The sequence below is a fragment of the Variovorax sp. MSC1_012 genome (assembly GCF_023667525.1).
GTDB classification, from domain to species: domain Bacteria; phylum Pseudomonadota; class Gammaproteobacteria; order Burkholderiales; family Burkholderiaceae_C; genus Variovorax; species Variovorax beijingensis_B.
The window spans coordinates 4,576,932-4,601,142 of sequence record NZ_CM174443.1 but is presented as its reverse complement, the minus strand read 5'-3'; the positions used below and the strand labels follow the sequence as shown (position 1 = coordinate 4,601,142).

General features: G+C 66.7%; 31 protein-coding genes. 6 read left to right on the top strand and 25 right to left on the bottom strand.

The features are described from left to right. Positions 1-100 precede the first annotated feature (100 nt). The 14 genes from rpsK to rplN form a co-directional block, all read right to left on the bottom strand. Positions 101-505 carry a 30S ribosomal protein S11 gene (rpsK, locus tag L1081_RS21575; protein WP_009124825.1) on the bottom strand — a complete coding sequence of 135 codons (405 nt, stop codon included), beginning with the start codon at positions 503-505 and terminating at the stop codon, positions 101-103. Positions 506-517: 12 nt separating this feature from the next. After that, a complete protein-coding gene (gene rpsM, locus L1081_RS21570) occupies positions 518-883 on the bottom strand; it encodes a 30S ribosomal protein S13 (protein ID WP_013544105.1) in 366 nt (121 codons plus the stop codon). Between the two features lie 23 nt (positions 884-906). Further along, entirely contained in the window at positions 907-1,020 is a 114-nt protein-coding gene (gene rpmJ, locus L1081_RS21565) for a 50S ribosomal protein L36 (protein WP_013544106.1), read from the bottom strand. Positions 1,021-1,094: 74 nt separating this feature from the next. Next, positions 1,095-2,408: a preprotein translocase subunit SecY gene (gene secY / locus L1081_RS21560; protein WP_489413999.1), complete on the bottom strand. Its 1,314-nt coding sequence runs from the start codon at positions 2,406-2,408 to the stop codon at positions 1,095-1,097. Between the two features lie 26 nt (positions 2,409-2,434). Next, positions 2,435-2,866, bottom strand: coding sequence for a 50S ribosomal protein L15 (rplO, locus tag L1081_RS21555; RefSeq protein ID WP_435499174.1), 432 nt, complete (start codon positions 2,864-2,866; stop codon positions 2,435-2,437). 11 nt (positions 2,867-2,877) lie between these two features. After that, entirely contained in the window at positions 2,878-3,063 is a 186-nt protein-coding gene (gene rpmD, locus L1081_RS21550) for a 50S ribosomal protein L30 (RefSeq protein ID WP_009124818.1), read from the bottom strand. 35 nt (positions 3,064-3,098) lie between these two features. Beyond that, on the bottom strand, positions 3,099-3,617 hold the full coding sequence (rpsE, locus tag L1081_RS21545; RefSeq protein ID WP_015867795.1) for a 30S ribosomal protein S5: 519 nt from the start codon (positions 3,615-3,617) through the stop codon (positions 3,099-3,101). An 18-nt stretch (positions 3,618-3,635) separates the two neighbouring features. Next, complete coding sequence (rplR, locus tag L1081_RS21540; RefSeq protein ID WP_021012927.1) at positions 3,636-4,001, bottom strand: 50S ribosomal protein L18; 366 nt, start codon at positions 3,999-4,001, stop codon at positions 3,636-3,638. Positions 4,002-4,015: 14 nt separating this feature from the next. Next, positions 4,016-4,549, bottom strand: coding sequence for a 50S ribosomal protein L6 (rplF, locus tag L1081_RS21535; RefSeq protein WP_013544111.1), 534 nt, complete (start codon positions 4,547-4,549; stop codon positions 4,016-4,018). 24 nt (positions 4,550-4,573) lie between these two features. Next, positions 4,574-4,969, bottom strand: coding sequence for a 30S ribosomal protein S8 (gene rpsH / locus L1081_RS21530; protein WP_489413998.1), 396 nt, complete (start codon positions 4,967-4,969; stop codon positions 4,574-4,576). 20 nt (positions 4,970-4,989) lie between these two features. Then, positions 4,990-5,295: a 30S ribosomal protein S14 gene (gene rpsN, locus L1081_RS21525; protein WP_015867798.1), complete on the bottom strand. Its 306-nt coding sequence runs from the start codon at positions 5,293-5,295 to the stop codon at positions 4,990-4,992. An 8-nt stretch (positions 5,296-5,303) separates the two neighbouring features. After that, positions 5,304-5,843: a 50S ribosomal protein L5 gene (rplE, locus tag L1081_RS21520; RefSeq protein ID WP_013544114.1), complete on the bottom strand. Its 540-nt coding sequence runs from the start codon at positions 5,841-5,843 to the stop codon at positions 5,304-5,306. 11 nt (positions 5,844-5,854) lie between these two features. After that, positions 5,855-6,187, bottom strand: a complete 333-nt coding sequence (gene rplX, locus L1081_RS21515) for a 50S ribosomal protein L24 (protein WP_015867799.1) — start codon at positions 6,185-6,187, stop codon at positions 5,855-5,857. A 13-nt stretch (positions 6,188-6,200) separates the two neighbouring features. After that, the gene (gene rplN, locus L1081_RS21510; RefSeq protein WP_009124801.1) at positions 6,201-6,569 is read right to left on the bottom strand and encodes a 50S ribosomal protein L14; all 369 of its coding nucleotides are present in this window, start codon (positions 6,567-6,569) and stop codon (positions 6,201-6,203) included. A 249-nt stretch (positions 6,570-6,818) separates the two neighbouring features. Between rplN and L1081_RS21505 the strand changes: the two genes are divergently transcribed. Together L1081_RS21505 and proC are read left to right on the top strand one after the other, a co-directional pair. Further along, entirely contained in the window at positions 6,819-7,952 is a 1,134-nt protein-coding gene (locus tag L1081_RS21505) for an esterase-like activity of phytase family protein (protein WP_489416822.1), read from the top strand. Further along, complete coding sequence (gene proC / locus L1081_RS21500; RefSeq protein WP_489413997.1) at positions 7,949-8,806, top strand: pyrroline-5-carboxylate reductase; 858 nt, start codon at positions 7,949-7,951, stop codon at positions 8,804-8,806. Before L1081_RS21505 ends, proC begins: the two co-directional genes overlap by 4 nt. Positions 8,807-8,812: 6 nt before the next feature. Here the strand turns inward: proC and L1081_RS21495 are convergent, their stop codons facing one another. The 5 genes from L1081_RS21495 to recG form a co-directional block, all read right to left on the bottom strand. Continuing rightward, positions 8,813-9,280 carry a MaoC/PaaZ C-terminal domain-containing protein gene (locus L1081_RS21495; RefSeq protein ID WP_489413996.1) on the bottom strand — a complete coding sequence of 156 codons (468 nt, stop codon included), beginning with the start codon at positions 9,278-9,280 and terminating at the stop codon, positions 8,813-8,815. A gap of 15 nt (positions 9,281-9,295) precedes the next feature. Continuing rightward, complete coding sequence (ubiA, locus tag L1081_RS21490; protein ID WP_489413995.1) at positions 9,296-10,156, bottom strand: 4-hydroxybenzoate octaprenyltransferase; 861 nt, start codon at positions 10,154-10,156, stop codon at positions 9,296-9,298. Positions 10,157-10,214: 58 nt separating this feature from the next. Next, positions 10,215-10,790, bottom strand: a complete 576-nt coding sequence (locus tag L1081_RS21485; protein WP_489413994.1) for a ferritin-like domain-containing protein — start codon at positions 10,788-10,790, stop codon at positions 10,215-10,217. A gap of 140 nt (positions 10,791-10,930) precedes the next feature. Then, complete coding sequence (locus L1081_RS21480) at positions 10,931-11,896, bottom strand: LysR substrate-binding domain-containing protein (RefSeq protein ID WP_124959023.1); 966 nt, start codon at positions 11,894-11,896, stop codon at positions 10,931-10,933. Between the two features lie 102 nt (positions 11,897-11,998). Beyond that, on the bottom strand, positions 11,999-14,128 hold the full coding sequence (gene recG, locus L1081_RS21475) for an ATP-dependent DNA helicase RecG (RefSeq protein WP_489413993.1): 2,130 nt from the start codon (positions 14,126-14,128) through the stop codon (positions 11,999-12,001). A gap of 82 nt (positions 14,129-14,210) precedes the next feature. On the opposite strand from recG, the gene queA reads away from it, so the two are divergent. The 4 genes from queA to L1081_RS21455 all read left to right on the top strand — a co-directional run bounded on the left by queA (position 14,211) and on the right by L1081_RS21455 (position 18,632). Beyond that, on the top strand, positions 14,211-15,254 hold the full coding sequence (gene queA / locus L1081_RS21470; protein WP_489413992.1) for a tRNA preQ1(34) S-adenosylmethionine ribosyltransferase-isomerase QueA: 1,044 nt from the start codon (positions 14,211-14,213) through the stop codon (positions 15,252-15,254). After that, a complete protein-coding gene (locus L1081_RS21465; RefSeq protein ID WP_489413991.1) occupies positions 15,251-16,501 on the top strand; it encodes a PQQ-dependent sugar dehydrogenase in 1,251 nt (416 codons plus the stop codon). Before queA ends, L1081_RS21465 begins: the two co-directional genes overlap by 4 nt. Further along, entirely contained in the window at positions 16,498-17,715 is a 1,218-nt protein-coding gene (gene tgt / locus L1081_RS21460; protein WP_489413990.1) for a tRNA guanosine(34) transglycosylase Tgt, read from the top strand. The genes L1081_RS21465 and tgt overlap by 4 nt, the downstream gene beginning before the upstream one ends. 134 nt (positions 17,716-17,849) lie before the next feature. Then, positions 17,850-18,632 carry an SDR family oxidoreductase gene (locus L1081_RS21455; RefSeq protein WP_489413989.1) on the top strand — a complete coding sequence of 261 codons (783 nt, stop codon included), beginning with the start codon at positions 17,850-17,852 and terminating at the stop codon, positions 18,630-18,632. Positions 18,633-18,680: 48 nt separating this feature from the next. Here L1081_RS21455 and L1081_RS21450 read toward each other — a convergent pair whose 3' ends face one another. From L1081_RS21450 to L1081_RS21425, 6 genes are all read right to left on the bottom strand, one after another. Next, a complete protein-coding gene (locus L1081_RS21450) occupies positions 18,681-19,061 on the bottom strand; it encodes a DUF3597 family protein (RefSeq protein WP_489413988.1) in 381 nt (126 codons plus the stop codon). Between the two features lie 93 nt (positions 19,062-19,154). Further along, complete coding sequence (locus tag L1081_RS21445) at positions 19,155-20,276, bottom strand: serine endopeptidase (protein WP_489413987.1); 1,122 nt, start codon at positions 20,274-20,276, stop codon at positions 19,155-19,157. Positions 20,277-20,306: 30 nt separating this feature from the next. Then, the gene (locus L1081_RS21440) at positions 20,307-21,104 is read right to left on the bottom strand and encodes a DUF2145 domain-containing protein (RefSeq protein ID WP_489413986.1); all 798 of its coding nucleotides are present in this window, start codon (positions 21,102-21,104) and stop codon (positions 20,307-20,309) included. Continuing rightward, a complete protein-coding gene (locus L1081_RS21435) occupies positions 21,101-21,559 on the bottom strand; it encodes a hypothetical protein (protein ID WP_489413985.1) in 459 nt (152 codons plus the stop codon). The genes L1081_RS21440 and L1081_RS21435 overlap by 4 nt, the downstream gene beginning before the upstream one ends. A 42-nt stretch (positions 21,560-21,601) precedes the next feature. After that, the gene (locus tag L1081_RS21430; RefSeq protein WP_489413984.1) at positions 21,602-22,102 is read right to left on the bottom strand and encodes a YiaA/YiaB family inner membrane protein; all 501 of its coding nucleotides are present in this window, start codon (positions 22,100-22,102) and stop codon (positions 21,602-21,604) included. Positions 22,103-22,228: 126 nt separating this feature from the next. Continuing rightward, positions 22,229-24,187, bottom strand: a complete 1,959-nt coding sequence (locus tag L1081_RS21425; protein ID WP_489413983.1) for an MFS transporter — start codon at positions 24,185-24,187, stop codon at positions 22,229-22,231. Positions 24,188-24,211 lie beyond the last annotated feature (24 nt).

Below are 24,211 nucleotides of genomic sequence, written 5' to 3'. Positions count from 1 at the left end.
GCCTGCGGGAGCCATCGGCGAGGACGCGGATGGCGGTGGGCTTAGTAAAAAAACAAATGCGCAGCCGCTCAAAAGCCGGCTGCGCCTTGCGGACTGACGATCAGATGCGGCGACGCTTCTGGGGACGGCAGCCGTTGTGCGGAACGGGCGTCACGTCGGCAATGGAATTGATCCGGATGCCGAGCGCAGCCAGTGCGCGCACAGACGATTCGCGACCGGGGCCAGGGCCCTTGATCTCGACGTCGAGGTTCTTGATGCCTTGTTCGACAGCAGCACGGCCGGCCACTTCGGAAGCCACCTGCGCAGCGAACGGCGTCGACTTGCGCGAGCCCTTGAAGCCCTGGCCACCCGACGAAGCCCACGACAGGGCGTTGCCCTGACGGTCGGTGATCGTGATGATGGTGTTGTTGAACGAGGCATGCACGTGGGCGATGCCGTCCGCAACGTTCTTGCGAACCTTCTTGCGAACGCGCTGTGCGGCGTTGTTTGCAGGTGCTTTAGCCATGCTGGTCTATCCTTATTTCTTCAGGGACTGCGCAGCCTTGCGCGGACCCTTGCGGGTGCGGGCGTTGGTGCGCGTGCGCTGGCCGCGCATCGGCAGGCCGCGACGGTGACGGAAGCCGCGATAGCAGCCGATGTCCATCAAACGCTTGATGTTCATCGTCGTCTCGCGACGCAGATCGCCTTCGATGGTGAACAAGGCGATCTGGTCGCGGATCTTTTCGAGATCGGCGTCAGTCAGGTCCTTGATCTTCTTCGAATATTCGATGCCGCTCGCTTCGCAGATCTGACGGGCGCGGGTGCGACCGATGCCGAAGATGGCGGTCAGGCCGATTTCAGCGTGCTTGTGCGGCGGAATGTTGATGCCAGCAATACGTGCCATGTGCGTCCTCTAATACTCTTCAATCAACCCTGGCGCTGCTTGTGGCGCGGGTCGGTGCAAATCACACGCACCACACCTTTACGGCGGATGACCTTGCAATTACGGCAGATGGTTTTGACCGAAGCCGAAACTCTCATTTCATTCTCCTAAAACTGTTTAACGTGGCGGTACACCGCCCACACCCAAATTCTCAATACTGAAACTCACAGCCCTACGATGTCTTGAAGTTGGCCTTCTTCAGCAGCGATTCGTACTGCTGGGACATCATGTAGTTTTGCACCTGGGCCATGAAGTCCATCGTGACGACCACGATGATCAGCAGGGAGGTACCACCGAAGTAGAACGGTACGTTGTACTTCAGGATCAGGAACTCGGGCAGCAGGCAGACGAAGGTGATGTACACCGCGCCGGCCAACGTCAGGCGAACCAGAATCTTGTCGATATAGCGAGCGGTCTGGTCACCCGGACGAATGCCCGGAATGAATGCACCGCTCTTCTTCAGGTTGTCGGCCGTTTCCTTGCTGTTGAACACGAGTGCCGTGTAGAAGAAGCAGAAGAAAACGATCGCGGCAGCGTACAGCAGCACGTAGATCGGCTCGCCCGGACGCAGTGCGCCGGCAATGTCCTTGATCCAGCCGAAACCACCTTCGCCGGTGCTGAACCAGCCGACCACCGTTGCGGGCAGCAGGATGATCGACGAGGCGAAGATCGGCGGAATCACGCCGGCCATGTTCAGCTTCAAGGGCAGGTGCGACGACTGGCCGCCATAGACCTTGTTGCCGACCTGGCGCCGCGCATAGTTCACGAGGATCTTGCGCTGGCCGCGTTCGACGAACACCACGAAGTAGGTGACCAGCACCACGATCGCGATGATGAACAGCGCGATGATCGGGTTCATCGCACCGGTGGTCACCAGCGAAGCGAGGCCGCCGATGGCTGAGGGCAGGCCGGCCGCGATACCTGCAAAGATCAGGATCGAGATGCCGTTGCCGAGTCCGCGTTCGGTGATCTGCTCGCCGAGCCACATCAGGAACATCGAACCTGCCGTGAGGCTCACCATGGCGGTCAGGCGGAAGCCGAAACCAGGGGAGTTCACCAAGCCGGCCGAAGACTCGAGCGCCACTGCAATGCTGAACGACTGGAACAGGGCCAGGCCGAGCGCGCCATAGCGCGTGTACTGCGTGATCTTGCGGCGGCCGGCCTCGCCTTCCTTCTTCAATTGCTCGAAGGTCGGAATCACGTAGGTCATCAACTGCATGATGATCGACGCCGAGATGTACGGCATGATCCCCAACGCGAACACGGTGAAGCGCGACAGCGCCCCGCCCGAGAACATGTTGAACAAGCTCAGGATGCCGCCCTGCTGGCCCTGGAACAACGCTGCCAGCTGGTCCGGGTTGATGCCCGGCACAGGAATGTGCGCGCCGATCCGATAGACCACGAGCGCGAGCAGCAAGAAGACGAGCCGGCGACGCAGGTCGCCGAACTTGCCTGTCTTTGCGATCGTTGCCGCGTTAGTTGCCACGAAGAACTTCTTTCAGTCCAGTGTGATCAGGCGACGCTGCCGCCGGCTGCTTCGATCGCAGCCTTGGCACCAGCGGTTGCACCCACGCCCGTCAGCTTGACGGCCTTGGTGAGTTCACCGGTCTTGACGATCTTGACGACCTTGGCGAGCTGGCCCACGAGGCCGGCTTGCTTGAGCGCCAGGACATCCACTTCGGCCAGGCCGAGCTGCTCGAGGGCAGCCAGCGTGACTTCGGCGTTGAACTTCAGCAGGTGCGACTTGAAGCCACGCTTGGGCAGGCGGCGCTGCAGCGGCATTTGACCGCCTTCGAAGCCGACCTTGTGGAAACCGCCTGCGCGCGACTTCTGACCCTTGTGACCGCGGCCTGCGGTCTTGCCGATACCGGAGCCGATACCGCGGCCGACACGGCGCTTGGCGTGCTTGGCGCCAGCTGCCGGCTTGATGCCATTGAGTTCCATATCAGTCTCTCTTACAGAACTTTGACCAGATAACTGATCTTGTTGATCATGCCGCGCACCGCCGGGGTGTCTTGCAGCTCGCTCACGCTGTTGAGCTTGCGCAGGCCGAGGCCACGCACGGTCGCGCGATGCGATTCCTTGGTGCCAATCGGGCTCTTGACCAATTGCACCTTGAGGGTTTGTTGTTGCGTCGTCATTTGAATGCTTCCTTCAGCCTTGCGAGAGCTTGCGCTCAGGCGAAGATTTCTTCGACGGTCAGGCCGCGCTTGGCAGCCACTTCGGACGCGGTCGTCGAGTTCTTCAACCCGTCGAGCGTGGCGCGAACCATGTTGTAGGGGTTCGACGAACCATGGCTCTTGGCCACGATGTCGGTGATGCCCATGACTTCGAACACGGCGCGCATCGGGCCGCCGGCGATGATGCCGGTACCCTTCGGGGCCGGGATCATGACCACCGAGGCAGCGCCCCAATGGCCCGTCACGCGGTGATGCAGCGTGCCGTTCTTGATCGAGATCTTGGCCAGGTTGCGACGGGCTTCTTCCATCGCCTTCTGCACGGCAGCAGGCACTTCCTTGGACTTGCCCTTGCCCATGCCGACGCGGCCGTCGCCGTCGCCCACGACGGTGAGTGCTGCGAAACCGAGGATACGACCACCCTTCACCACCTTGGTGACGCGGTTGATCGCGATCATCTTCTCGCGCAAACCGTCTTCAGGGCCTTCGTTCTGCGTTCTTGCTTGAATCTTTGCCATTTTGAATCTCGTGTCCGTTTAGAACTGCAGGCCGGCTTCGCGGGCAGCGTCGGCCAGCGCCTTGACGCGGCCGTGGTACGCGAAACCAGCGCGGTCGAAGGCAACCTTCTCGACGCCGGCAGCCTTCGCCTTTTCAGCGATGCGCTTGCCGATGGCCGTTGCAGCGGCGGCATTGCCGCCCTTGCCCGAACCGCCGAGTGCGGCGCGCACTTCGGCTTCGGCCGTCGATGCGGTGGCGATCACCTTGGTGCCGTCGTCGGAGATGACGGTGGCATAGATGTGCAGGTTGGTGCGGTTCACCGTCAGACGGGCCACACCCTGCGTCGCGATGCGGATGCGGGTCTGGCGCGAGCGGCGAAGACGCTGTGCTTTTTTGGTCAACATCATTTTGCTGCCCCTTACTTCTTCTTGGTCTCTTTGATCACGATCTTCTCGTCCGAATAACGGATGCCCTTGCCCTTGTAGGGCTCAGGCGGACGAACAGCGCGGATCTCAGCGGCGATTTGACCAACGCGCTGACGGTCAGCACCCTTGATCACGATTTCGGTCGGGGTCGCAGTGGCCACCGTGATGCCTTGCGGCATGTCGATGTTGACAGGGTGCGAATAGCCGACTTGCAGGTTCAACTTGTTGTTGGACGCCGCAGCCTTGTAGCCGACGCCGACCAGATTGAGCTTCTTCTCGAAGCCCTTGGTCACGCCAACCACCATGTTGTTCACCAGCTGACGGATCGTGCCGCTCATCGCGTTCGCTTCACGCGACTCGTTGGCGGGCTCGAAATTCAGCTTGCCGTCGTTGCTGACGACCTTGACCAGGGGGTTGCGCGCGAGGTTGAGCGTGCCGCCCGTGCCCTTGACGCTGATCTGGTCTTCCTTGATCGACACATCCACGCCTGCGGGGATGGTGATCGGCATTTTTCCTACTCGGGACATTTCAGTTACTCCTCGATGTCTCGGTTAGGCGACGTAGCACAGCACTTCGCCACCGACACCGGTAGCGCGCGCCTTGCGGTCGGTCATCACGCCCTTGGGGGTCGTGACGATCGCGACGCCGAGGCCGTTCTGGACTTGCGGAATGGAAGCACTGGCCTTGTAGACGCGCAGGCCGGGGCGGCTCACGCGCTCGATGCGCTCGATGACCGGGCGGCCAGCGTAGTACTTCAGGGTAATGACGAGTTCGGACTTGCCGCCTTCGGTCTTGACCTCGAAACCGTCGATATAGCCCTCGTCCTTCAGGACCTGCGAGATCGCGATCTTCACCTTGGAAGACGGGATCGACACAGTGGGCTTCGCCACCATCTGCGCGTTACGGATACGCGTCAGCAGGTCGGCAATGGGATCACTCATGCTCATGTTGTTTGCTCCTGCCTGGCTTACCAGCTGGCCTTGGTGACACCGGGGATGTCGCCATTGAAGGCCAGTTCGCGGATCTTGGCGCGGGCCAGACCGAATTGACGGAAGGTGCCACGGGGGCGACCGGTGATTTCGCAACGGTTGCGCTGGCGCGTGGGGTTCGCGTTGCGCGGGAGCTTCTGCAGGCCCAGGCGGGCAGCAGCGCGCTCTTCGTCGCTCTTCTTCAGGTCGTTGGAAATTGCCTTCAGTTCCGCGTGCTTCGCAGCGTACTTGGCGACCAGCTTGTCGCGCTTGAGTTCGCGTTGGATCAGGGATTGTTTAGCCACGGTTCGCCTCAGTTCTTGAACGGGAAACGGAAACCAGCGAGAAGCGCCTTGGCTTCTTCGTCGGTCTTGGCCGTCGTCGTGATGCTGATGTTGAGACCGCGCAGGGCATCGACCTTGTCGTATTCGATCTCGGGGAAAATGATCTGTTCCTTGACGCCGATGTTGTAGTTGCCACGGCCGTCGAACGCACGGCCGGAAATGCCGCGGAAGTCGCGAACACGCGGCAGCGCGATGGTCACGAAACGGTCCAGGAACTCATACATCTGCACGCCACGCAGCGTGACCATGCAGCCGATCGGCTGGTTTTCGCGGATCTTGAAACCGGCGATGGCCTTCTTCGACTTGGTGACCACGGGCTTCTGGCCGGCGATCTTGGTCAGGTCGGCAACTGCGTTGTCCAGGACCTTCTTGTCGGCGACAGCTTCACCCACGCCCATGTTGAGCGTGATCTTGGTGAGGCGGGGGACCTGCATCGGCGACTTGTAGCCGAACTTTTCCGTCAGGTCTTTCGCGATCTTTTCGCGATAGTGTTGTTGGAGACGTGCCATGTGAGTACCTCTTAGGCGAACTTGATTTCGTCGCCGCTGGACTTGAAGACGCGAACAGCCACGCGCTTGCCGTCAGCACCCTGGGTGATCTTGATGCCCACGCGATCGGCCTTGCCGGTCGCGGCATTGAAGATCGCCACGTTGGATTGGTGGATGGGCATGGTCTTCTCGACGATGCCGCCGGTCGTACCCTTGAGGGGGTTCGGCTTGGCGTGCTTCTTGACGATGTTCACGCCCTCGACGACGAGGTGCGAATCATCCTTGCGCAGCGAGACGGTGCCGCGCTTGCCTTTGTCGCGCCCGGCCAACACGATGACCTGGTCGCCTTTGCGAATCTTGTTCATGGCGTTGTTGTCCTTAGAGAACTTCGGGGGCCAGCGACACGATCTTCATGAACTTTTCGGTGCGCAGCTCGCGCGTCACCGGTCCGAAGATGCGGGTGCCGATCGGCTCCAGCTTGGCGTTGAGCAACACGGCTGCGTTGCCATCGAATTTGACGAGCGAACCGTCGGCGCGACGGATGCCCTTGGCGGTGCGGACCACCACTGCGCTGTAGATCTCGCCCTTTTTGACGCGACCACGCGGAGCGGCTTCCTTGATGCTCACCTTGATGACGTCGCCCACGCTGGCATAACGCCGCTTGGAGCCACCGAGCACCTTGATACACAGGACGGACTTCGCGCCTGTGTTGTCGGCCACTTCGAGCCGGGATTCAGTTTGGATCATTGCTAGTAGTTCCCAACTTGTACCGATGCGCCTCCGGGAGGGAAACGCTGCGGTCAGTCTTGGGCCCGTCGTCCGCACCCCGAACCACTCGAGGCACTTCCGCTTTGGGCTGAAAGCTTCGCCTTTTTTGAAGCGAAGCCTGCGATTGTTGCACGCAGGCCAAGGCATGTCAACTGCCTTGTGCGATCGAAATGGACTGGAACTAGACTTGGCGGCGTGCGCACCTTCGATCCAGGCCTTACATCGCCCATGCGCCGCCGGCTGCTGGCGGGCGCGGGCGCCATGGCGGCGGGGCTGGGATTGGCCGGCTGCCGCAGCCCGGTCATTCCGCCGGCGGGGCCGGCGCGGCTGCGCCGGCTTGCCGAGGCGCACTGGTCGCACCGGCTGAATATACAGGGCACGACCGCTGGCGGCCTTTCGGGGATCGACTACGATCCAGAAAGAAGTGAGTACCTGCTACTGAGCGACGATCGATCAGACCTCGATCCTGCGCGCTTCTATCTGGCGCAATGGGCGCCTCCCTGGGTCCAGCCGCCCGAGCCCAGGAGTGTCGTGCAGATGCAACGCCCGGGCGGCGGCCCTTGGCCTGCACGGCGCCGCGCCGAGCCCGGCACCCCGGTTCCGGACCCCGAATCGCTGCGCCTGCGCCCAGGTGCCGGAACCCTGCTCTGGACAAGCGAAGGCGACGTCGTGCGGGGGTTCGGGCCGGCCTTGTACGAGTCGGCGCGCGATGGACGGTTGCTGCGCGAGTTCGCGCTGCCGGCCATGTTCAACCCCGATCCGGCGCAGCGCCGCGGCCCGCGCGACAACCTGGGCTTCGAGGGCCTGGCGCTGACAGCCGACGGCCGGTACGCCTGGCTTGCGATGGAGAACGCGCTGATCCAGGACGGCCCGGTGCCCACCACGCGTGTGCCGGGCGGCCCCTGCCGGCTGACCCGGATCGACCTGGAGACTGGCCGGGCCAGGCGCCAGATTGCCTATGTTCCCGATGCGATCCCGCTGCGGCCGCTCGTTCCCGGCACCTATGCCGACAACGGCATCAGCGAGATCCTGATGCTCGACGCCGACCGCATGCTGGTGCTGGAACGCGCCTATGCCACCGGCGCCGGAAACTCGCTGCGCCTCTACGAGATCGATACCCGCAACGCCACCGACGTGCTGGCCATCGAAGCGCTCGCCGCAGGCAACCACGGCGCCGTGGCGAAGGCCCTGGTCGCCGACTTCACCTCGCTCGGCCTTTCGCGCCTCGACAACACCGAGGGCATGTGCTGGGGACCGCCGCTTCCGGACGGCAAGCGCATGCTGGTGGTCGTGAGCGACGACAATTTCAACCCGCTGCAGACAACCCAGTTCGCGGCATTCGAATTCACCGACCGACCATGACCATCGCCGTCACCTTCCTGCCCCGCACCGCACCGCCGCCGCTGCCTCCGATCGCCTTCATCGGCGGCGGCAACATGGCCAGCGCCATCATCGGCGGCCTTATCAAGCAGGGTACGCCCGCCGGCGCCTTCGAGGTGGTCGAGCCCTTCGAGGAAGCCCGCACCAAGCTTGCGCAAGCCTTCGGCATTGCCGCCCACGCCGAGGCCGGCGATGCCCTTTCGCGCTGCTCGGTGGTGGTGTGGGCGGTCAAGCCGCAGACTTTTGCGCAAGCCGCCGCCCCGGTGCGCGGGTTCGCGGCCAACGCACTGCACCTGAGCGTGGCGGCCGGCATTCCGTCGGGCAGCATCGCGCGCTGGCTGGGCAGCGAACGCGTGGTGCGCGCCATGCCCAACACGCCGGCGCTGGTGGGCCAGGGCATGACCGGCCTCTATGCGCGGGCCGCGGTGGACGCCGCCGACCGCGCGCTGGTCGGGCAGCTGCTGGCGCCGACCGGCGAGCTGCTCTGGGTCGACGACGAAGCCGCGCTCGATGCGGTCACGGCCATGTCCGGCTCCGGCCCGGCCTATGTGTTCTATTTCATCGAGGCGATGACCGAAGCCGGCGTCGAGATGGGCCTGCCGCTCGAGCAGGCGCAGCGGCTGGCCATCGGCACCTTCACCGGCGCTTCGGCGCTCGCGCACAGCGCCACCGAACCGCCTTCGGTGCTACGCGAACGCGTGACCTCGAAGGGTGGCACCACCCATGCAGCGATCACCTCGCTCGAGGGCGCCGACGTCAAGGCGAAGTTCAAGGCCGCCATCCACGCGGCGCAAAAGCGCGCCGCCGAGCTGGGCGAGGAATTCGGCCGCGCCTGAACTTCCTCAGGCCGGCAATGCGCGCGGCCCGAGGAAGAACAGCCACTCGGCCGCCAGCGTGACGGTGCCGTCCTCGAGCTCGAGCAGCACCGCCTCCTTCAGCAGGAAGCTGCCGCCGGGCTTGGGCGCCACCTCGAGAATGCGTACCCGCGCCCGGAAGCGCGCGCCGACCGGCATCGGCCTGACGAAGCGCAAGCGGTCGAATCCGTAGTTCAACGCGTGATTCGAATCGAAGGGCAGCAGCGTCCGCATGGCCTCGCCGGTCAGCTTTATCAGGTGCGACACCTGGAAGAAGCCCGGCACGATCGTCCCGCCATAGTTCGCCTCGCGTGCGGCGCGCTCCGGATCGAGGTGGATCCATTCGCCCTCGCCGTCGCCCGACAGCGCCGCGTAGCGGTCGACCATCTCCTGGGTGATGAGGTGCCATCCGGACAGGCCTTCCTGGCCGATCTTCTGTGTCAGGCGATCGAGCATGTGCGTCCTGTCTGTCTAGCGAATCGCGTAGCCGGCCACGATGCCGGCGAACACCGTGAAGCCGAGCCAGTGGTTCAGCCGGAAGGCCTTGAAGCAGCCATCGCGCGTGCGCCCGCGGATCAGCCGCCAGTGCCAGGCCGCCTGTCCCGCGGCCACGGCGATCCCCGCGAAGAACAGGGCACCCAGCGAGCGGCTCGCACCGGCCCAGGCCCAGACCGCCAGGAAGATCGCGTAGCTCAGCATCACCGCCGCCACGTCGAAGCGGCCGAAGGTGATGGCCGAGGTCTTCATGCCGATCTTGAGGTCGTCGTCGCGGTCGACCATCGCGTACTCGGTGTCGTAGGCCAGCACCCAGAACAGGTTGCCGGCCAGCAGCCAGGCGGCGAACGCGGGCACGGTGGCTTGCACCGCGGCAAAAGCCATCGGAATGCCGAAGCTGAAGGCGATGCCGAGCACCGCCTGCGGCACCGACACGAAGCGCTTGGCGAACGGATAGGCCAGCGTGATGGCCAGCGCCGCGAACGACCACAGGATGGTGAGCCGGTTGGTCGTGAGCACCAGCCCGAAGGCCACGAGGGCCAGCACGGCGCCCAGCACCAGCGCCTCCCTGACCGAGACCGCGCCGCTGGTCACCGGCCGCTGGGCGGTCCGCTTGACGTGGCGGTCGAAGTCGCGGTCGGCCACGTCGTTGACGCAGCAGCCCGCGCTGCGCATCAGGATGGTGCCCAGCACGAACACGGCCAGCAGGTGCCAACCCGGCCAGCCTTCGGCCGCGAACCAGAGCGCGCCCAGCGTGGGCCACAGCAGCAGCAGCCAGCCGGCGGGGCGATTCCAGCGGATCAGGTCGAGATAGAGCGCAAAACGGCGGGCGAGCATGCGGCAGGCAAAAAAAGAGCGGCCATTGTGCCGCTCCTGGGTTCCCGGGCTCGGGCGATCAATCCTCGAGCAGCGAGCGCAGCATCCAGGCGGTCTGGTCGTGCACGGTGCAGCGCGCGGTCAGCATGTCGGCCGTCGGGTCGTCGCCGGCTTCTTCGGCCACGGGAATGAATTCGCGCGCGATGCGCGACACGGTTTCGTGGCCCTTGACCAGGATGCGCACCATCTCCATCGCCTTGGGCGGGGTGAGCGGCACGTCGGGCACGGTGGCGATCTTGCTGAACTCGGCGTAGGAGCCCGGTGCGTAGTGGCCCAGCGCGCGGATGCGCTCGGCAATGATGTCGGTGGCACCCCAGAGCTCGGTGTACTGGCCCATGAACATCGCATGCAGCGAATTGAAGTGCGGCCCCGTCACGTTCCAGTGGAAGTTGTGGGTCGTGAGGTAGAGCGTGTAGGTGTCCGCCAGCACGCGGCTCAGGCCCTCGGCAATCGCGGCGCGGTCCTGCCGCTCGATGCCGATGTTGATGAGGGGCGCATTGCGGCTGCCGGACTCCTGCGCCACCACGGTGCCGCCCTTCTTGGGCACCTTGCCGGACGACGAGGACGACGATGTTTTCTTCGATGCTTTGGCCATGGCTGGAAACTCTTTCTTCAGGTTTTGCGGAGACACCGTTATTCTGAAAGCCGACCCGCGGCTTCGCAACAGCGCCACTCTATCCCGGCGATGAATGAATTCGAACGGCCGCTGCGTAGGCCAAGTTCGCGTCTTTCCTTCTACGACAGCCGCTTGACGCCCGGCAGCTCGCACGCATAGATCGCGTTGCGCAGCGCCGCGATCGCCTCATAGCGCGTGAACGTGCGGCGCCAGGCCAGCACCACGCGCCGCGTCGGCGGATCGCGGTCCTGCGCGTCGCGCACCGGCAGGTAGCGCACCATCTGCTCGGGCTCCTTGCGTCCCTTGACCTTGGGCTTGAGCGCTTCGGCCGGCACCGACAGGCGCGGCACCAGCGTCACGCCCATGCCCGACGCCACCATGTGCTTGATGGTTTCGAGCGACGAGCCCTCGAAGCTCTTGCGGATGCCCTCGGCATTGCTCGAGAAGCGCGCGAACTCGGGGCACACCTCGAGCACGTGGTCGCGAAAGCAATGGCCGGTGCCCAGCAGCAGCATGGTCTCGTTCTGCAGTTCTTCCGAAGTGATCGACTCGCGGTCGGCGAACTTGTGCTTCACGGGCAGCGCCGCCATGAAAGGCTCGTCGTAGAGCGGCGCCATGGCAAGGCCGGTGTCGGGGAAGGGCTCGGCCATGATCGCGCAGTCGATCTCGCCGGCACGCAGCATCTCGAGCAGCTTGGCGGTGAAGTTCTCCTGCAGCACCAGCGGCATCTGCGGCGTGCGCGCAATCACCTGGCGCACCAGGTCGGGCAGCAGGTAGGGCCCGATGGTGTAGATCACGCCAAGGTTCAGCGGGCCGGCCAGCGGGTCTTTTCCGCGCTTGGCAATTTCCTTGATGCTGGCGGCCTGGTCGAGCACGCTCTGCGCCTGCTGCACGATCTGCTCGCCGAGCGGCGTGACGGTGACTTCGCCCGCGCTGCGCTCGAAGAGCTTGACCTCGAGTTCGTCCTCGAGCTTCTTGATGGCCACCGAGAGAGTGGGTTGGGAGACGTAGCAGGCCTCGGCCGCCTTGCCGAAGTGCCGTTCGCGGGCTACTGCGACGATGTATTTGAGTTCGGTGAGAGTCATAGCTTGCGTCAATTATGCGCAAGCGTCCGTGACCGGACGCTGCCTGGGGTTGCCTTTCGGCCGGTGGGCCGTGTCGGCTACGCGCCGGCGCAGCGAACAGGCCTATGCCTTCAGGTACTCGGCCTTGGTGCCGAGCCAGCGATCGATGTGGCGCTGGGCCAGGTCCGGGTGCTTGTCGAGCATCAGCGGCGCGAGCTCGCGCGCCCAGTCGAGCAGCATCGTGTCGGTGGCGAGGTCGGCAAAGCGCAGCAGCGGCGCGCCCGACTGGCGCGCGCCCAGGAATTCGCCGGGGCCGCGGATCTCGAGGTCGCGCCGCGCGATCTCGAAGCCGTCGCCGGTTTCGGCCATGGCCTTGAGCCGGGCGCGGGCCGCTTCGCCGACGCGGCCGCTGTCGCCCGGCGCGTAGAGCAGCACGCAGGCCGAAGCCGCGGCGCCGCGCCCCACGCGGCCGCGCAGCTGGTGCAGCTGCGAGAGCCCGAAGCGCTCGGCATGCTCGATCACCATCAGCGAGGCGTTCGGCACGTCCACGCCCACTTCGATCACCGTGGTGCTCACCAGCACCTGGATCTCGTTGGCCGTGAAGGCGGCCATCACCGCCTGCTTCTCGGCCGTGGGCATGCGCGAATGCAGCAGCCCGACGTTGACGGCCGTGCCGAGTGCATCGGCGAGCTCGTCGCGCGTCTCGGTGGCGTTGCGCAGGTCGACCGCCTCGCTTTCCTCGATCAGCGGGCAGACCCAGTAGACCTGCCGGCCCTGGGCGATCTGCGCCTGGATGCGGTCGACCACCTCGTCGCGCCGGTGGTCGGCCACCAGCTTGGTGACGATGGGCGTGCGGCCCGGCGGCAGTTCGTCGAGCGTGGAAACGTCCAGGTCGGCGTAGTAGCTCATCGCCAGCGTGCGCGGGATCGGGGTGGCGCTCATCATCAACAGGTGCGGTTCGAGGTGGCTTACCGCCTTGCCGCGCAGCGCAAGGCGCTGTGCCACGCCGAAGCGGTGCTGCTCGTCGATGATCGCCAATGCGAGGTTCCTGAAGCGCACTTTCTCCGAAATGACGGCATGGGTGCCGATGACCAAGGCCGCCTCGCCGCTCTCGACGGCAGCCGACATCGCGTCGCGCTCCTTCTTCTTCTGGCTGCCCGTGAGCCACGCCACGCGCAGGCCGCGTTCGGCCAGCAGTGGATCGAGCCAGCCGACCAGCTTGCCGAAGTGCTGGGCCGCAAGGATTTCGGTCGGTGCCATCAGCGCGCACTGAAAGCCCGCATCGATGCAGCGCGCCGCCGCGAGCGCCGCCACCACCGTCTTGCCCGAGCCCACGTCGCCCTGCAGCAGGCGGTGCATCGGGATCTCGCGGCGCAGGTCGCGCGTGATTTCCTCGCCCACGCGCTGCTGCGCGCCGGTCAGGCCGAAGGGCAGCACCGCGAGCAACTGCGCATGCAGCGAACTTGCCTGCGGCTCGGCCGGGGAAGGCAGCATCGGCGCACGCTGCGCCGCGCGCTCCAGCCGCGCCTGCAATTGCGAGAGCTGCTGCGCGAGCAGTTCCTCGGCCTTGATGCGCTGCCATGCCGGATGGCTGTGGTCTTCGAGCGTGGCCATCGCCACATCGGGCGTCGGGTAGTGCAGGAAGCTCAGCGAACTGCGCAGGTCCCAGGCGCCGCGCCATCCAATCTGCACGGGAATCGTCTCGTCGAGCACCGCGCGCGCCAGGCCCGAGCGCACCTCGCGCCGCAGCACCGGCTGCGGGAGGCCCGCAATGGTCGAGTAGACCGGCGTCAAGGCCTGCGGCAATGCCGTGCCGGCCGCCTTGACGGTAGGATGCATCATCTGCCGCCCGACGAAGCCGCCGCGAATTTCGCCCCGCACGCGCACGCGCGCGCCGACGGCCAGCTGCTTCTGCTGCGAGGGATAGAAGTTGAAGAAGCGCAGCTGGCAGGTGTCGCTGCCGTCGTCGATGGTGGCAATCAGCTGCCGGCGCGGGCGGAACACCACCTCGCATTCGGTCACCACGCCCTCGACCTGGGCCATGTCGCCGTCGCGCGTGTCGGCCAGACGCACGATGCGTGTCTCGTCCTCGTAGCGCATCGGCAGGTAGAGCGCGAAGTCGATATCGCGCACCAGGCCGAGCTTGCGCAGCGCGCGCTGCACGGCGCTCAGCCCGGCACCGGGCGCGGCCGGGGCGGCGGCGGGCGGGCTTGTGGTCTTTTCGGGCGGCGCGGACTTCGCGGAGGCGGGCATGGGACAATTCTGCCCGGCTCCGGCCACGTCTCACTCATCTTCCATGCCTCCTTGGCACGGGCCCGTCCGGCCCTCAAGCACCATGCGCGCCTTCACGCTTTCCGATTTCGATTTCAACCTGCCGCCCGAGCTGGTGGCACAACACCCGGCCCCCGAACGCACGTCCTCCCGCCTCCTCGACGGCACGGGCGACGCGCCCGCCGACCGCATCTTCAAGGACTTGCCCTCATTGCTGCGCGCGGGCGACCTGCTGGTCTTCAACGACACGCGCGTGGTCAAGGCGCGCCTGTTCGGCGAGAAGCCGACCGGCGGCAAGCTCGAACTGCTGGTCGAGCGCGTGCTGCAGGGCCACGAAGTGGTGGCGCACATGAAAGTGAGCAAGAAGCCGCCCGTGGGCACCACGCTGCAAATGGTCGGCGGCTTTCGCGCGACGCTGCTGGGCCGTTGGCCGGAGGAAAATGGCGCCCTGTTCCGCTTCGGCTTCGAGAGCGACGCCGGCGAAGATCCCTACGCGCTGATGGCTCGCTGCGGCCACGTGCCGCTGCCGCCCTACATCACGCACAGCGATTCGGCCGACGACGAGCGCCGCTACCAGACCGTGTTCGCGCGCGTGCCCGGCGCCGTGGCTGCGCCGACCGCCGCGCTGCATTTCGACGAAGGGCTGCTGGCCGAACTCGAGGCGCGCGGCGTGCAGCGCGCCAGCGTCACGCTGCACGTGGGCGCCGGCACCTTCCAGCCGGTCAAGACCGAGAACATTTCAGAGCACACGATGCACGCCGAGCGCTACGAAGTGCCCGAGGCCACGCAGCGCGCCATCGCGGAGTGCAAGGCGCGCGGCGGCCGCGTGGTCGCGGTCGGCACCACCACCGTGCGCACGCTCGAATCGTGGGCCAGGAGCAGCGAGGCCGCGGGCGACACGCGCATCTTCATCACGCCGGGCTTCGTGTTCGAGCACGTCGACCTGCTGGTCACCAACTTCCATTTGCCGAAGAGCACGCTGATGATGCTGGTCTCGGCCTTTGCGGGCTATGAACACGTGATGGCGCTCTATGCCCACGCCATCGCGCAGCACTACCGTTTCTTCAGCTACGGCGACGCCATGCTGCTGGCGCGCGCTCCCGCATGAAAACCAACGCCGTCCGTTCCTCGCTGGCCGCGTTCGCATTCGGATGCGCGGTGCTGCTGCCCGTGGCCGTGCATGCACGCGGCTACACGCCGCAGGGGCTCTGCGGCGGCTATGCGCGGCTCGACATCGGCAGCCCCGCGGGCACCTGCGTCGCGCTGCTGGCCGACGAGGCCCAGGGCCTGCGTGCGCCCCGGCGCATCCTCGAGGTGGCGCCGGGCCGCTACTGGGTCGTCGACATGGGATCGTGGGAGCCGCGCCGCGGCCGCCTGCTCGAGATGGTGCTGCCCACCGAGGGCCCCGCGCCGCGGCGTGCGCGCTTCAGCGTGCTGGCCGAGCAGCTCGACCGGCCGCTGGGCCTCGCCGCCGGACCCGACGGCAAGATCTACGTCGGCGAGTCGGGCACGATCTGGCGCACGCCGATCCCTTCTTCGCCCGGCGGCGCGCTGCAGCGCGAGACGGTGATCGACGGCCTGCCGGGCGACGGCACGCATCCGCTCAAGGAATTGGCCTTCGGACCGGGCGGTCGGCTCTACGTCAACGTCGGCTCCGACTCCGATGCCTGCCGCGATGCCTCGTCGAAACAATACCCGCTGCCCTGCCCCGACCTGGCCGGGCCGAAGCCGCGCGCCGCCGTGTACGAAGCCGTGCTCGCCGGGCCGGACCACAAGCTGCAGAGCTTCAAGCCCTTTGCCACCGGCCTGCGCAACTCGGTCGCCCTGGCCGTGCTGCCGGACGGCCCCGCCAGGGGCACCGTGCTGCAGGGCGAGAATTCCATCGACTACGAAGACGTGGGCCAGCCGCCCGAAGAGCTGAACCGGCTGCAGGCCGGGCGCGACTACGGCTGGCCCTATTGCGTAGGCAACCGGCGGCCCGCGCGCGGCTACGAGAACCGGCACGACTGCAAGGCCACCGAGGCACCGCTGATGCTCTGGCCCGCGCACGCCGCGCCGCTGCAGATGATCACCGGGCCCGCGGACAGCCGTTTCGCGGGCCAGCTGCTGGTCGCCTGGCGCGGCCACCAGCCGCCCGGGCACCGCGTGGTGGGCTACAAGCTCGATGCGCGCGGCCTGCCATCGGGCAAGCCGATCGAATGGCTCGCCGGCTGGAGCCCCAAACCGGGCGTGCGCCCGATGGGCCGCCCCACCGGCATCACCGTCGACCGGCAGGGCCGCCTGCTCGCCGTCGAAGACTTCAACCGTACCATCCTGATGCTGCTGCCGGACACCGGCGCCGCCCCCCAGAAATGACCGACACCACGTCCCTGCCGCGCCTGAAGTTCGAACTTCTCAAGACCGATCCCGGGAGCCACGCGCGCCGCGGCACGCTCACGCTCAACCATGGCGTGGTGCAGACGCCGATCTTCATGCCCGTGGGCACCTACGGCACCGTCAAGGGCGTGATGCCGCGCAGCCTCGATGAGATGGGCGCGCAGATCATCCTGGGCAACACCTTCCACCTGTGGATGCGCCCCGGCCTCGACGTGATGGCCAGCTTCGGCGGGCTGCACCAGTTCGAGAAATGGAACAAGCCCATCCTCACCGACTCCGGCGGCTTCCAGGTCTGGTCGCTGGGCGCGATGCGCAAGATCAGCGAAGAGGGCGTGAAGTTCGCCTCGCCCGTCAACGGCGACAAGCTGTTCCTCACGCCCGAGGTCTCGATGCAGATCCAGACCATCCTCAACAGCGACATCGTGATGCAGTTCGACGAGTGCACGCCCTACGACACCAAGGGCCACATCACGACCGAGGCCGAGGCGCGCATCTCGATGGAGCTGAGCCTGCGCTGGGCCAAACGCTGCCAGCACGAGTTCGCGCGGCTCCAGAACCCGAACGCGCTGTTCGGCATCGTGCAGGGCGGCATGTTCGAGAACCTGCGCGAGGAATCGCTCGCGGCGCTGGTGGAGATGGACTTTCCGGGCTACGCCATCGGCGGCGTGAGCGTGGGCGAGCCCAAGGAGGAGATGCTGCACATCATGGGTCACACGCCGCATCGGCTGCCCGCGAACAAGCCGCGCTACCTGATGGGCGTGGGCACGCCGGAAGACCTGGTGCAGGGCGTGGCCGACGGTGTCGACATGTTCGACTGCGTGATGCCGACGCGCAATGCGCGCAACGGCACGCTGTTCACGCGCTTCGGCGACCTGAAGATGCGCAATGCGCGCCACAAGAACGACCCGCAACCCATCGACCCGAGCTGCACCTGCTACGCCTGCGCGGGCGCACCACGAGGCCCCTCCGGTAGCCCGGGCGTCTCGTGGAACGACGGCGGGCGCGAGGGCTTCAGCCGCGCCTACCTGCACCACCTCGACCGCTGCGCCGAGATGCTCGGGCCGATGCTCGCCACCATCCACAACCTGCACTACTACCTGAACCTGATGCGCGAGATCCGCGAATCGCTCGAGGCGGGCACCTTCACGGAATTCCGCGCGCGCTTCAAGTCGGAGCGCGCGCGCGGCGTCTGACGCGGGCGCGTGCCACGCACGCCCGCGCCGGCCATTCGCCGGAAGCCATACGCCGGCCGGCGGCCCCTCGCCATGCAGGGGCACGCCCATCCGGTACGCTTGCCGCTCGTAGCCATCGCTGTTGCCGCATTCACATGACCGACGCATCACCACTTTCGTCCTACACCGCCCGTTATCCCTCGCTGGCCGGCCGCACCGTCTTCATCTCCGGCGGTGCGAGCGGCATCGGCGAGGCGCTGGTGCGGGCCTTCCATGCGCAAGGCGCGAAGGTCGGCTTCTGCGACCTCGACGCGGCCGCCGGCACCGCGCTCGCGGCGCAGCTGCAGGGCGACACGCCCGCACTGTTCATCGCATGCGACGTGACCGACACGGCGGCGCTCGCGGCCACCATCGCCGCAGTGCGCGCGCAATTCGGCCCGATCGGCGTGCTGCTCAACAATGCCGCCAACGACCGGCGCCACGAGATGGCCGACGTCACGAGCGAGGAGTTCGACCGCCTCGTGGCCGTCAACTTCAAGCACCAGTTCTTTGCCGTGCAGGCGGTGGCCGACGACATGCGCGCGCTGGGCGGCGGCTCGATCATCAACTTCGGCTCGATCAGCTGGATGATCAAGGGCCAGGGCTATCCCGTCTACCAGGCCTGCAAGGCGGCCGCGCGCGGCCTCACGCGCTCGCTGGCGCGCGACCTGGGCAAAGAGAACATCCGCGTCAATTCGATCGTGCCGGGCTGGGTGATGACCGAGCGGCAGATCAGGCTGTGGGTCAAGCCCGAGTCGGCCGCGGAGATCGATGCGGCGCAATGCCTGCCGGGACGCGTGATGGCGGAAGACATCGCCGCCATGGCGCTGTTCCTGGCAGCCGACGATTCGCGCATGTGCACCGCGCAGGACTACGTGGTGGATGCCGGCTGGACCTGAAGCACAAAGCCCGGCATGCCGGGCTTTGTGCTGGGCCGAAGCGGACGATCAGTCGCGCAGTTCGGCAGGCACCTTGCCGCCGTTGGCGGCCAGCTTGGTCATGACCTGGCGATGCAGCCAGATGTTCATCTTGGCGCTGTCGCTGGTGTCGGCGCCGTAGCTCAGTTCGGCGGCGAGCTGCTTGCGCGCATCGAGGCTGCTGTCGAGGCCGAGCAGCTTCATCAGGTCGACGATGGAGGTGCGCCAGTTCAGGCTGCTCGCACCGGGCATGCCATCGAGCAGGGCCTCGACATCCACCACCGTGATGGCGGGCGGCGGTGCCGCGGCGGCGGGTGCGCCTGCGGGCACCGGGGCTGCCGGAGCAGCAGGTGCGGGGGCGGCGTTTGCGGAAGGAAATATCTTGGAAAGGATGCTGCCGAAAATGCTCATGCTTTTTGCTCCGTCAAGGTTGATGGCTGGCTGAAAACCGCGGCACCTCCGTACCGCAGCCGGCGGTTGTAGCACGCGCATGCGGCGCCGCCGCTACACGGCCGGCTTGAGCGGCCCGCCGGGCGTGAACGAATCCACAGACCCGGGCGCCGATCCACCGGTCGCTGCCTGCGGCACCCGCGGCGCGGCGGAGGTACCGCAGGCATGGCAGAACTTGGAGAACGCGCTCTTGCGCGCCTCGCACTGGCCGCAGTGGTCGAACAGGCCGATGCCGCAGTGCGGGCAGAAGTCGATCTCGTCGTTCTTCAGGTCGACCGGGCGTTCGCAGCCGGGGCACACGCCCTTGCCGAGCCGCGCGAGCGCGACGTCGTAGCTGAGCTCCTCGCGTCGCACCTGGTCGGGCTGCTGCTCGGCGAGCTTCTGCCGCGCGAGGTAGGCGTTGAGCGCGACGATCGCATAGCGGCCCACGAGCACCGTGACCACAATGCCCACCGCGTAGCGCACATAGCCGCCGTAGCTCGGCAGGTAGGGCACCAGTTCGACAAAGAAGGCGAACAGCGCGAAGAAGATGAAACCCCAGACGAAGGGCCAGTAGGTGCTCTTTCGCTTTTTCGCGAACAGCCAGCCGGCCACGACCAGAAGCGGCAGCGTGAGCGCAAGGCGGTAGGCGAACACGCGCAGTTCGACACGGCGGTACTCGGCGTCGAGCTTTTCCCGCGCATCGCGCTCCAGCAGCGACAGTGCCTCGCGGGCGCGCTGCTCGGCCTGGCGCGCGTCGAGCACGACCTGCTGCTGCGCATTCACGAGCCGCTGGACCTCGTCTTCCTTCTGCTTGAAGGCATCGAGCGCCTTGGTGCGCGCAATCAGCTCGGTGTCCTGGTCAGGCTGCGCGGTGGCGCGCCGCGTGGCGATCCAGTTGCCGAAGGTCTCGCGGGCGTTGGCGCTCGCCTGCCGCGCGGCGCTCTGCTGCAGGCGGACCTGCTCCAGCTGCCGCGTCGCCTGCAGCTCGGCGGCCTCCGACGCCTTGATGGTGCTGCGCAGCGGCTCGGCCGCGGGGCGGTCGATGAAGTCGTCGAGCTCGAGCGCGCGCTCGACCCGCGGCAGGTCGTCCACGATGGCGCCGCCGAGTCCGATCAGGAAGCTCGCGAACACCAGCGCCACGAGCCAGAGGCCGCGGCGAAACCACTTTTCGGACAGACGCAATGACTTGCTCATTTCATTCTTTCGGTGAGAGAAAGGGATTTCTTACTGCAGCTTGAACGCCACCGGCGCCGCGCCGAGCCCCGCGCGCGGCATCCACGCGAACACCGAGTCGACCGTCACCGTCTCGATGCGGTCCGAGAACCGCTTCTCGTTCGGATGGTCGTCGAAGGCCACGTTGGCCGAGCCCACGCGGCCGCCCAGCCGCGTGAGCGGGCCGAGCTTGAGCGTGGTCGGCTCGTAGCCCTTGAACTGCAGCCACGCCTGCGCCTGCGCGCGGCTCGCGATGGTGGCGGGCTCCATGGCCGCGGCCAGCGTCTCGACCGCCCACTGGTTCGACTGCTGGTACTTCTGCCCCCAGGCGTAGCTCACGATGCTGTAGGGCGCGATGTTCAGCCGCACGATGCGCGCAGGCGGCTCGTGCAGCGCGGCCAGCAGCTGCGTTTGCACGGCAGGCGTGGGCACGACCCAGGCGGCCTCGTAGCGCCACAGGTCGTCGAGGAAGAACTCCCCGAGCCCCTGGCGGTAAACGGCGGCCACCGAGGTGCCGCACTGGTTGAGCTTGTGCACCACGCGCCATGGACCCTCGTCGGTCTTGTAGGCGATGCCCAGGTGCGAATAGCGCAGGCCGTACTTGCCCAGGTCCTGCCCGGCGCGCGCCAGCAGCACGGCGCGCGCGCCGCTCGCATCGAGCTGCTGCGAGGTGCGCTCGGCCAGCTGCATGCCCTTGACGATCAGCGCCGCGGTCGGCCTGGCCTGTTCGCAGGAGCGGCCGGCCTGCGCCTGCAGCGGCAGTGCCGCCGCGAGCGCCAGCAGGAGCGCAGGAAAGGCCGCGCGCTTCACGATAGCCTCTCGTTGTGCAACAGCGCGCGGCCGATGGCATTGGGCACGAAGGCCAGCACCTCGCCCGCGGCCGACAGCACGACGCCGCTGCCGATCACGCTGACCAGCACGCCCATGCCCACCGCCGCCGATGCGCCGTTGGCGGCGCGCCCCATCACCTTGACGCTGGCGCGCGCGCCATCCGAGGCGCGCTCCAGCAGATAGACGGTGCCATCGGCCGAGGCCTCGACCGCCACCACCGTGAGCATCGAGCCACCCACCGAGAGCGCGGCGGGCAGCGCGACCACGGCCGTGGCAGAGGCGCTCACCGCCGAAGCGGCGCCCACGACCGAGGCCACAGGCAGCAGCGAGAGCGCGGCCGAAGCCTCGCTCTGTGCCTGGGCATGGAGGGGCAGCGCGGCGCCCGCGAACGCGGTGCAGGCGGCAACCAGAAGCGCAGCAACGGATTTTTTCATGGCGGTCTTTCGTGGATGGATTGATGAAGAAAAAGGCGGCGCTCATTCGGCCGAGGCGGCGGCTTCCTGGCGGGCGGCGCGGCGGCCTTGCAGCCGCGCTTCGGCCAGGTCGGCCTCGTGGCGGTCGCGCAGGGTCTTGGCCAGCGTGAAGGCCGAGCTGATCAGGAACAGCCAGCTCACGCCCAGGAAAGCCTTGTAGGCCTCGTTGATCTCCATGCGGACCAGGCCCCAGCCGGTCAGGCCCATCGCGGTGAAGAAGCTGCCCCAGACCACCAGGCGCCACATCGGCACGTCGCGGCTCGCTGCCGTGCCGCCGGCGACCGCCGGCTGGCTGTCGCGCACGAACTTGGCCAGCATGAAGGCGGTGCTGAGGCAGAACACATAGCCCATCACCATGAACGCACGGTCCAGCGCCTCGCCCGGCAGCCAGCTCAGGCCGGTGGCGCACAGGAACACGGCAATCGCGAAGGAAGCCCAGACCTGGAACTGCCAGGCCCGCGTGTCGCGCTGGATCGAAACGGTGGTGGAAGGGAAGGGTTGCATGAGTGCCTCGCGGCGTAGTGAAGGTGAGCGAATGATGGTTCGCTCCCGCACTGCGGGGCTCGAATGCTTCGACCAGTTCCGGTTTGAGCCGCTACGGGTATCTGGAAGAGATACTTTTTTGGCGCCTCAGGCGGCCAGCAGTCCGCTCACGCGCTGCTGCAGCGCCTCGGGCCGCACCTCGAGCGGCGGCACGGCATGGCCGACGTTGAGCCCCACGCGGCTGAAGAAGCCGCGGCGGAAGGGCTTGGCCATGGCCACGTTCTCGCCGCCGCGCAGCTCGATGCGGCTGAAGTACGAGCCCCAGAGATTGGTCAGCGCCATCGGGATCACCGGCGGCTCGATGCCTTCGGCGCGCGCGCTGTCGATGATCTTCATCACCCCGCCCTTGAAGGGCTGCAGCTGGCCGTCGCGCGTGATCGCGCCCTCGGGAAAGATGGCCAGCAGGTCGCCTTCGCGCAGCACGCCCAGCGCCCTGGCAAAGGCTGCTTCGTAGGCGGCCGGATCTTCCTTCTGCGGCGCGATCGGAATCGCCTTGGCCAGCCTGAACAGCCAGCCGAGCACCGGCACCTTGAAGATCCGGTGGTCCATGATGAAGCGGATCGGGCGCGGGCTTGCGGCCATCAGCAATATCGCGTCGATGAAGCTCACGTGGTTGCACACCAGCACCGCGGCGCGTTCGGTGGGAATGTGCTCTTCGCCCTTGATCTCGAAGCGGTAGACGAAGTGCGACAGCATCCACGCGATGAAGCGCAGCAGGTACTCGGGCACCAGCATGAAGATGTAGAACGCCACCAGGGCGTTGGCAATGCCGGTGAACAGGAAGATCTGCGGAATCGTGAAGCCCGCGCCGAGCAAGGCGCCCGCGATCACCGAACTGCCGATCATGAACAGCGCGTTGAGGATGTTGTTGGCCGCGATGATGCGTGCGCGGTGCGTCGGCTGGCTGCGCAGCTGGATCAGCGCGTACATCGGCACGCTGTACAAGCCCGCGAAGAGCGACAGCAGCGCCAGGTCGGCCATCACGCGCCAGTGCGCGGCCTGGCCCATGAAGGCGCCCAGGCCCATGACCGCCACCGGAGGCAGCGCGCGCGATGCAAAGTACAGGTCGATGGCGAACACGCTCATGCCGATCGCGCCCAGCGGCACCAGGCCGATCTCCACCTGCCGGCGGCTCAGCGTCTCGCACAGCAGCGAGCCCACGCCGATGCCCACCGAGAACACCACCAGCAGCAGCGAAGCCACCTGCTCGTCGCCGTGCAGCACTTCCTTCGCGAAGCTGGGGAACTGGCTCAGGAACACCGCGCCGAAGAACCACATCCACGAGATGCCCAGCAGCGAGCGGAACACCACGATGTTGCCGTGCGCGAGCTTGAGGTTGCGCCAGGTCTCGCTGAACGGGTTCCAGTTGATCACCAGCCCCGGGTCGGTGGCAGGCGCCCGCGGAATGGCCTGCGCCACGCCGCGCCCCACCAGCGCCAGCAGCACGCAGGCCACCGCCACCGTGGTGTGGCCGACCTGCGGCAGCGCCACCAGCAGCCCGCCCGCCACCTGCCCGAGCAGGATGGCAACGAAGGTGCCCATCTCGACCATGCCGTTGCCGCCCGTGAGCTCGCGCGCGTCGAGCACCTGCGGCAGGTAGGCGAACTTGACCGGCCCGAACAGCGTGGAATGCAGGCCCATGAGAAACACGCAGCCCAGCAGCACCACCGCATCGGCCGCGACGAAGCCCCAGGCCGCAATCAGCATGATCGCGATCTCGAGGTTCTTGACGAAGCGGATCATCTTCGTCTTGTCGAACTTGTCGGTGAGCTGCCCCGCCGTGGCAGAGAACAGCAAGAACGGCAGGATGAACAGCGCGCCGATGGCCAGGCCCGCCATGGCCGGCGGCATCCAGCTCAGCTGGAGCTGGTAGGTCACCATCACGGTGAAGGCGAACTTGAAGAGGTTGTCGTTCGCCGCGCCCGCGAACTGGGTCCAGAAGAAGGGCGCGAAGCGCCGCTGCCCGAGAAGCGCGAACTGGTTCGCGTGGGCGTTTGCCTCGTGGGGCGCGGTGGCGGCAGTGGCAGCAGCGGCGGGGGTTGTCATTCGGAACATCTCCTCTTGTTATCT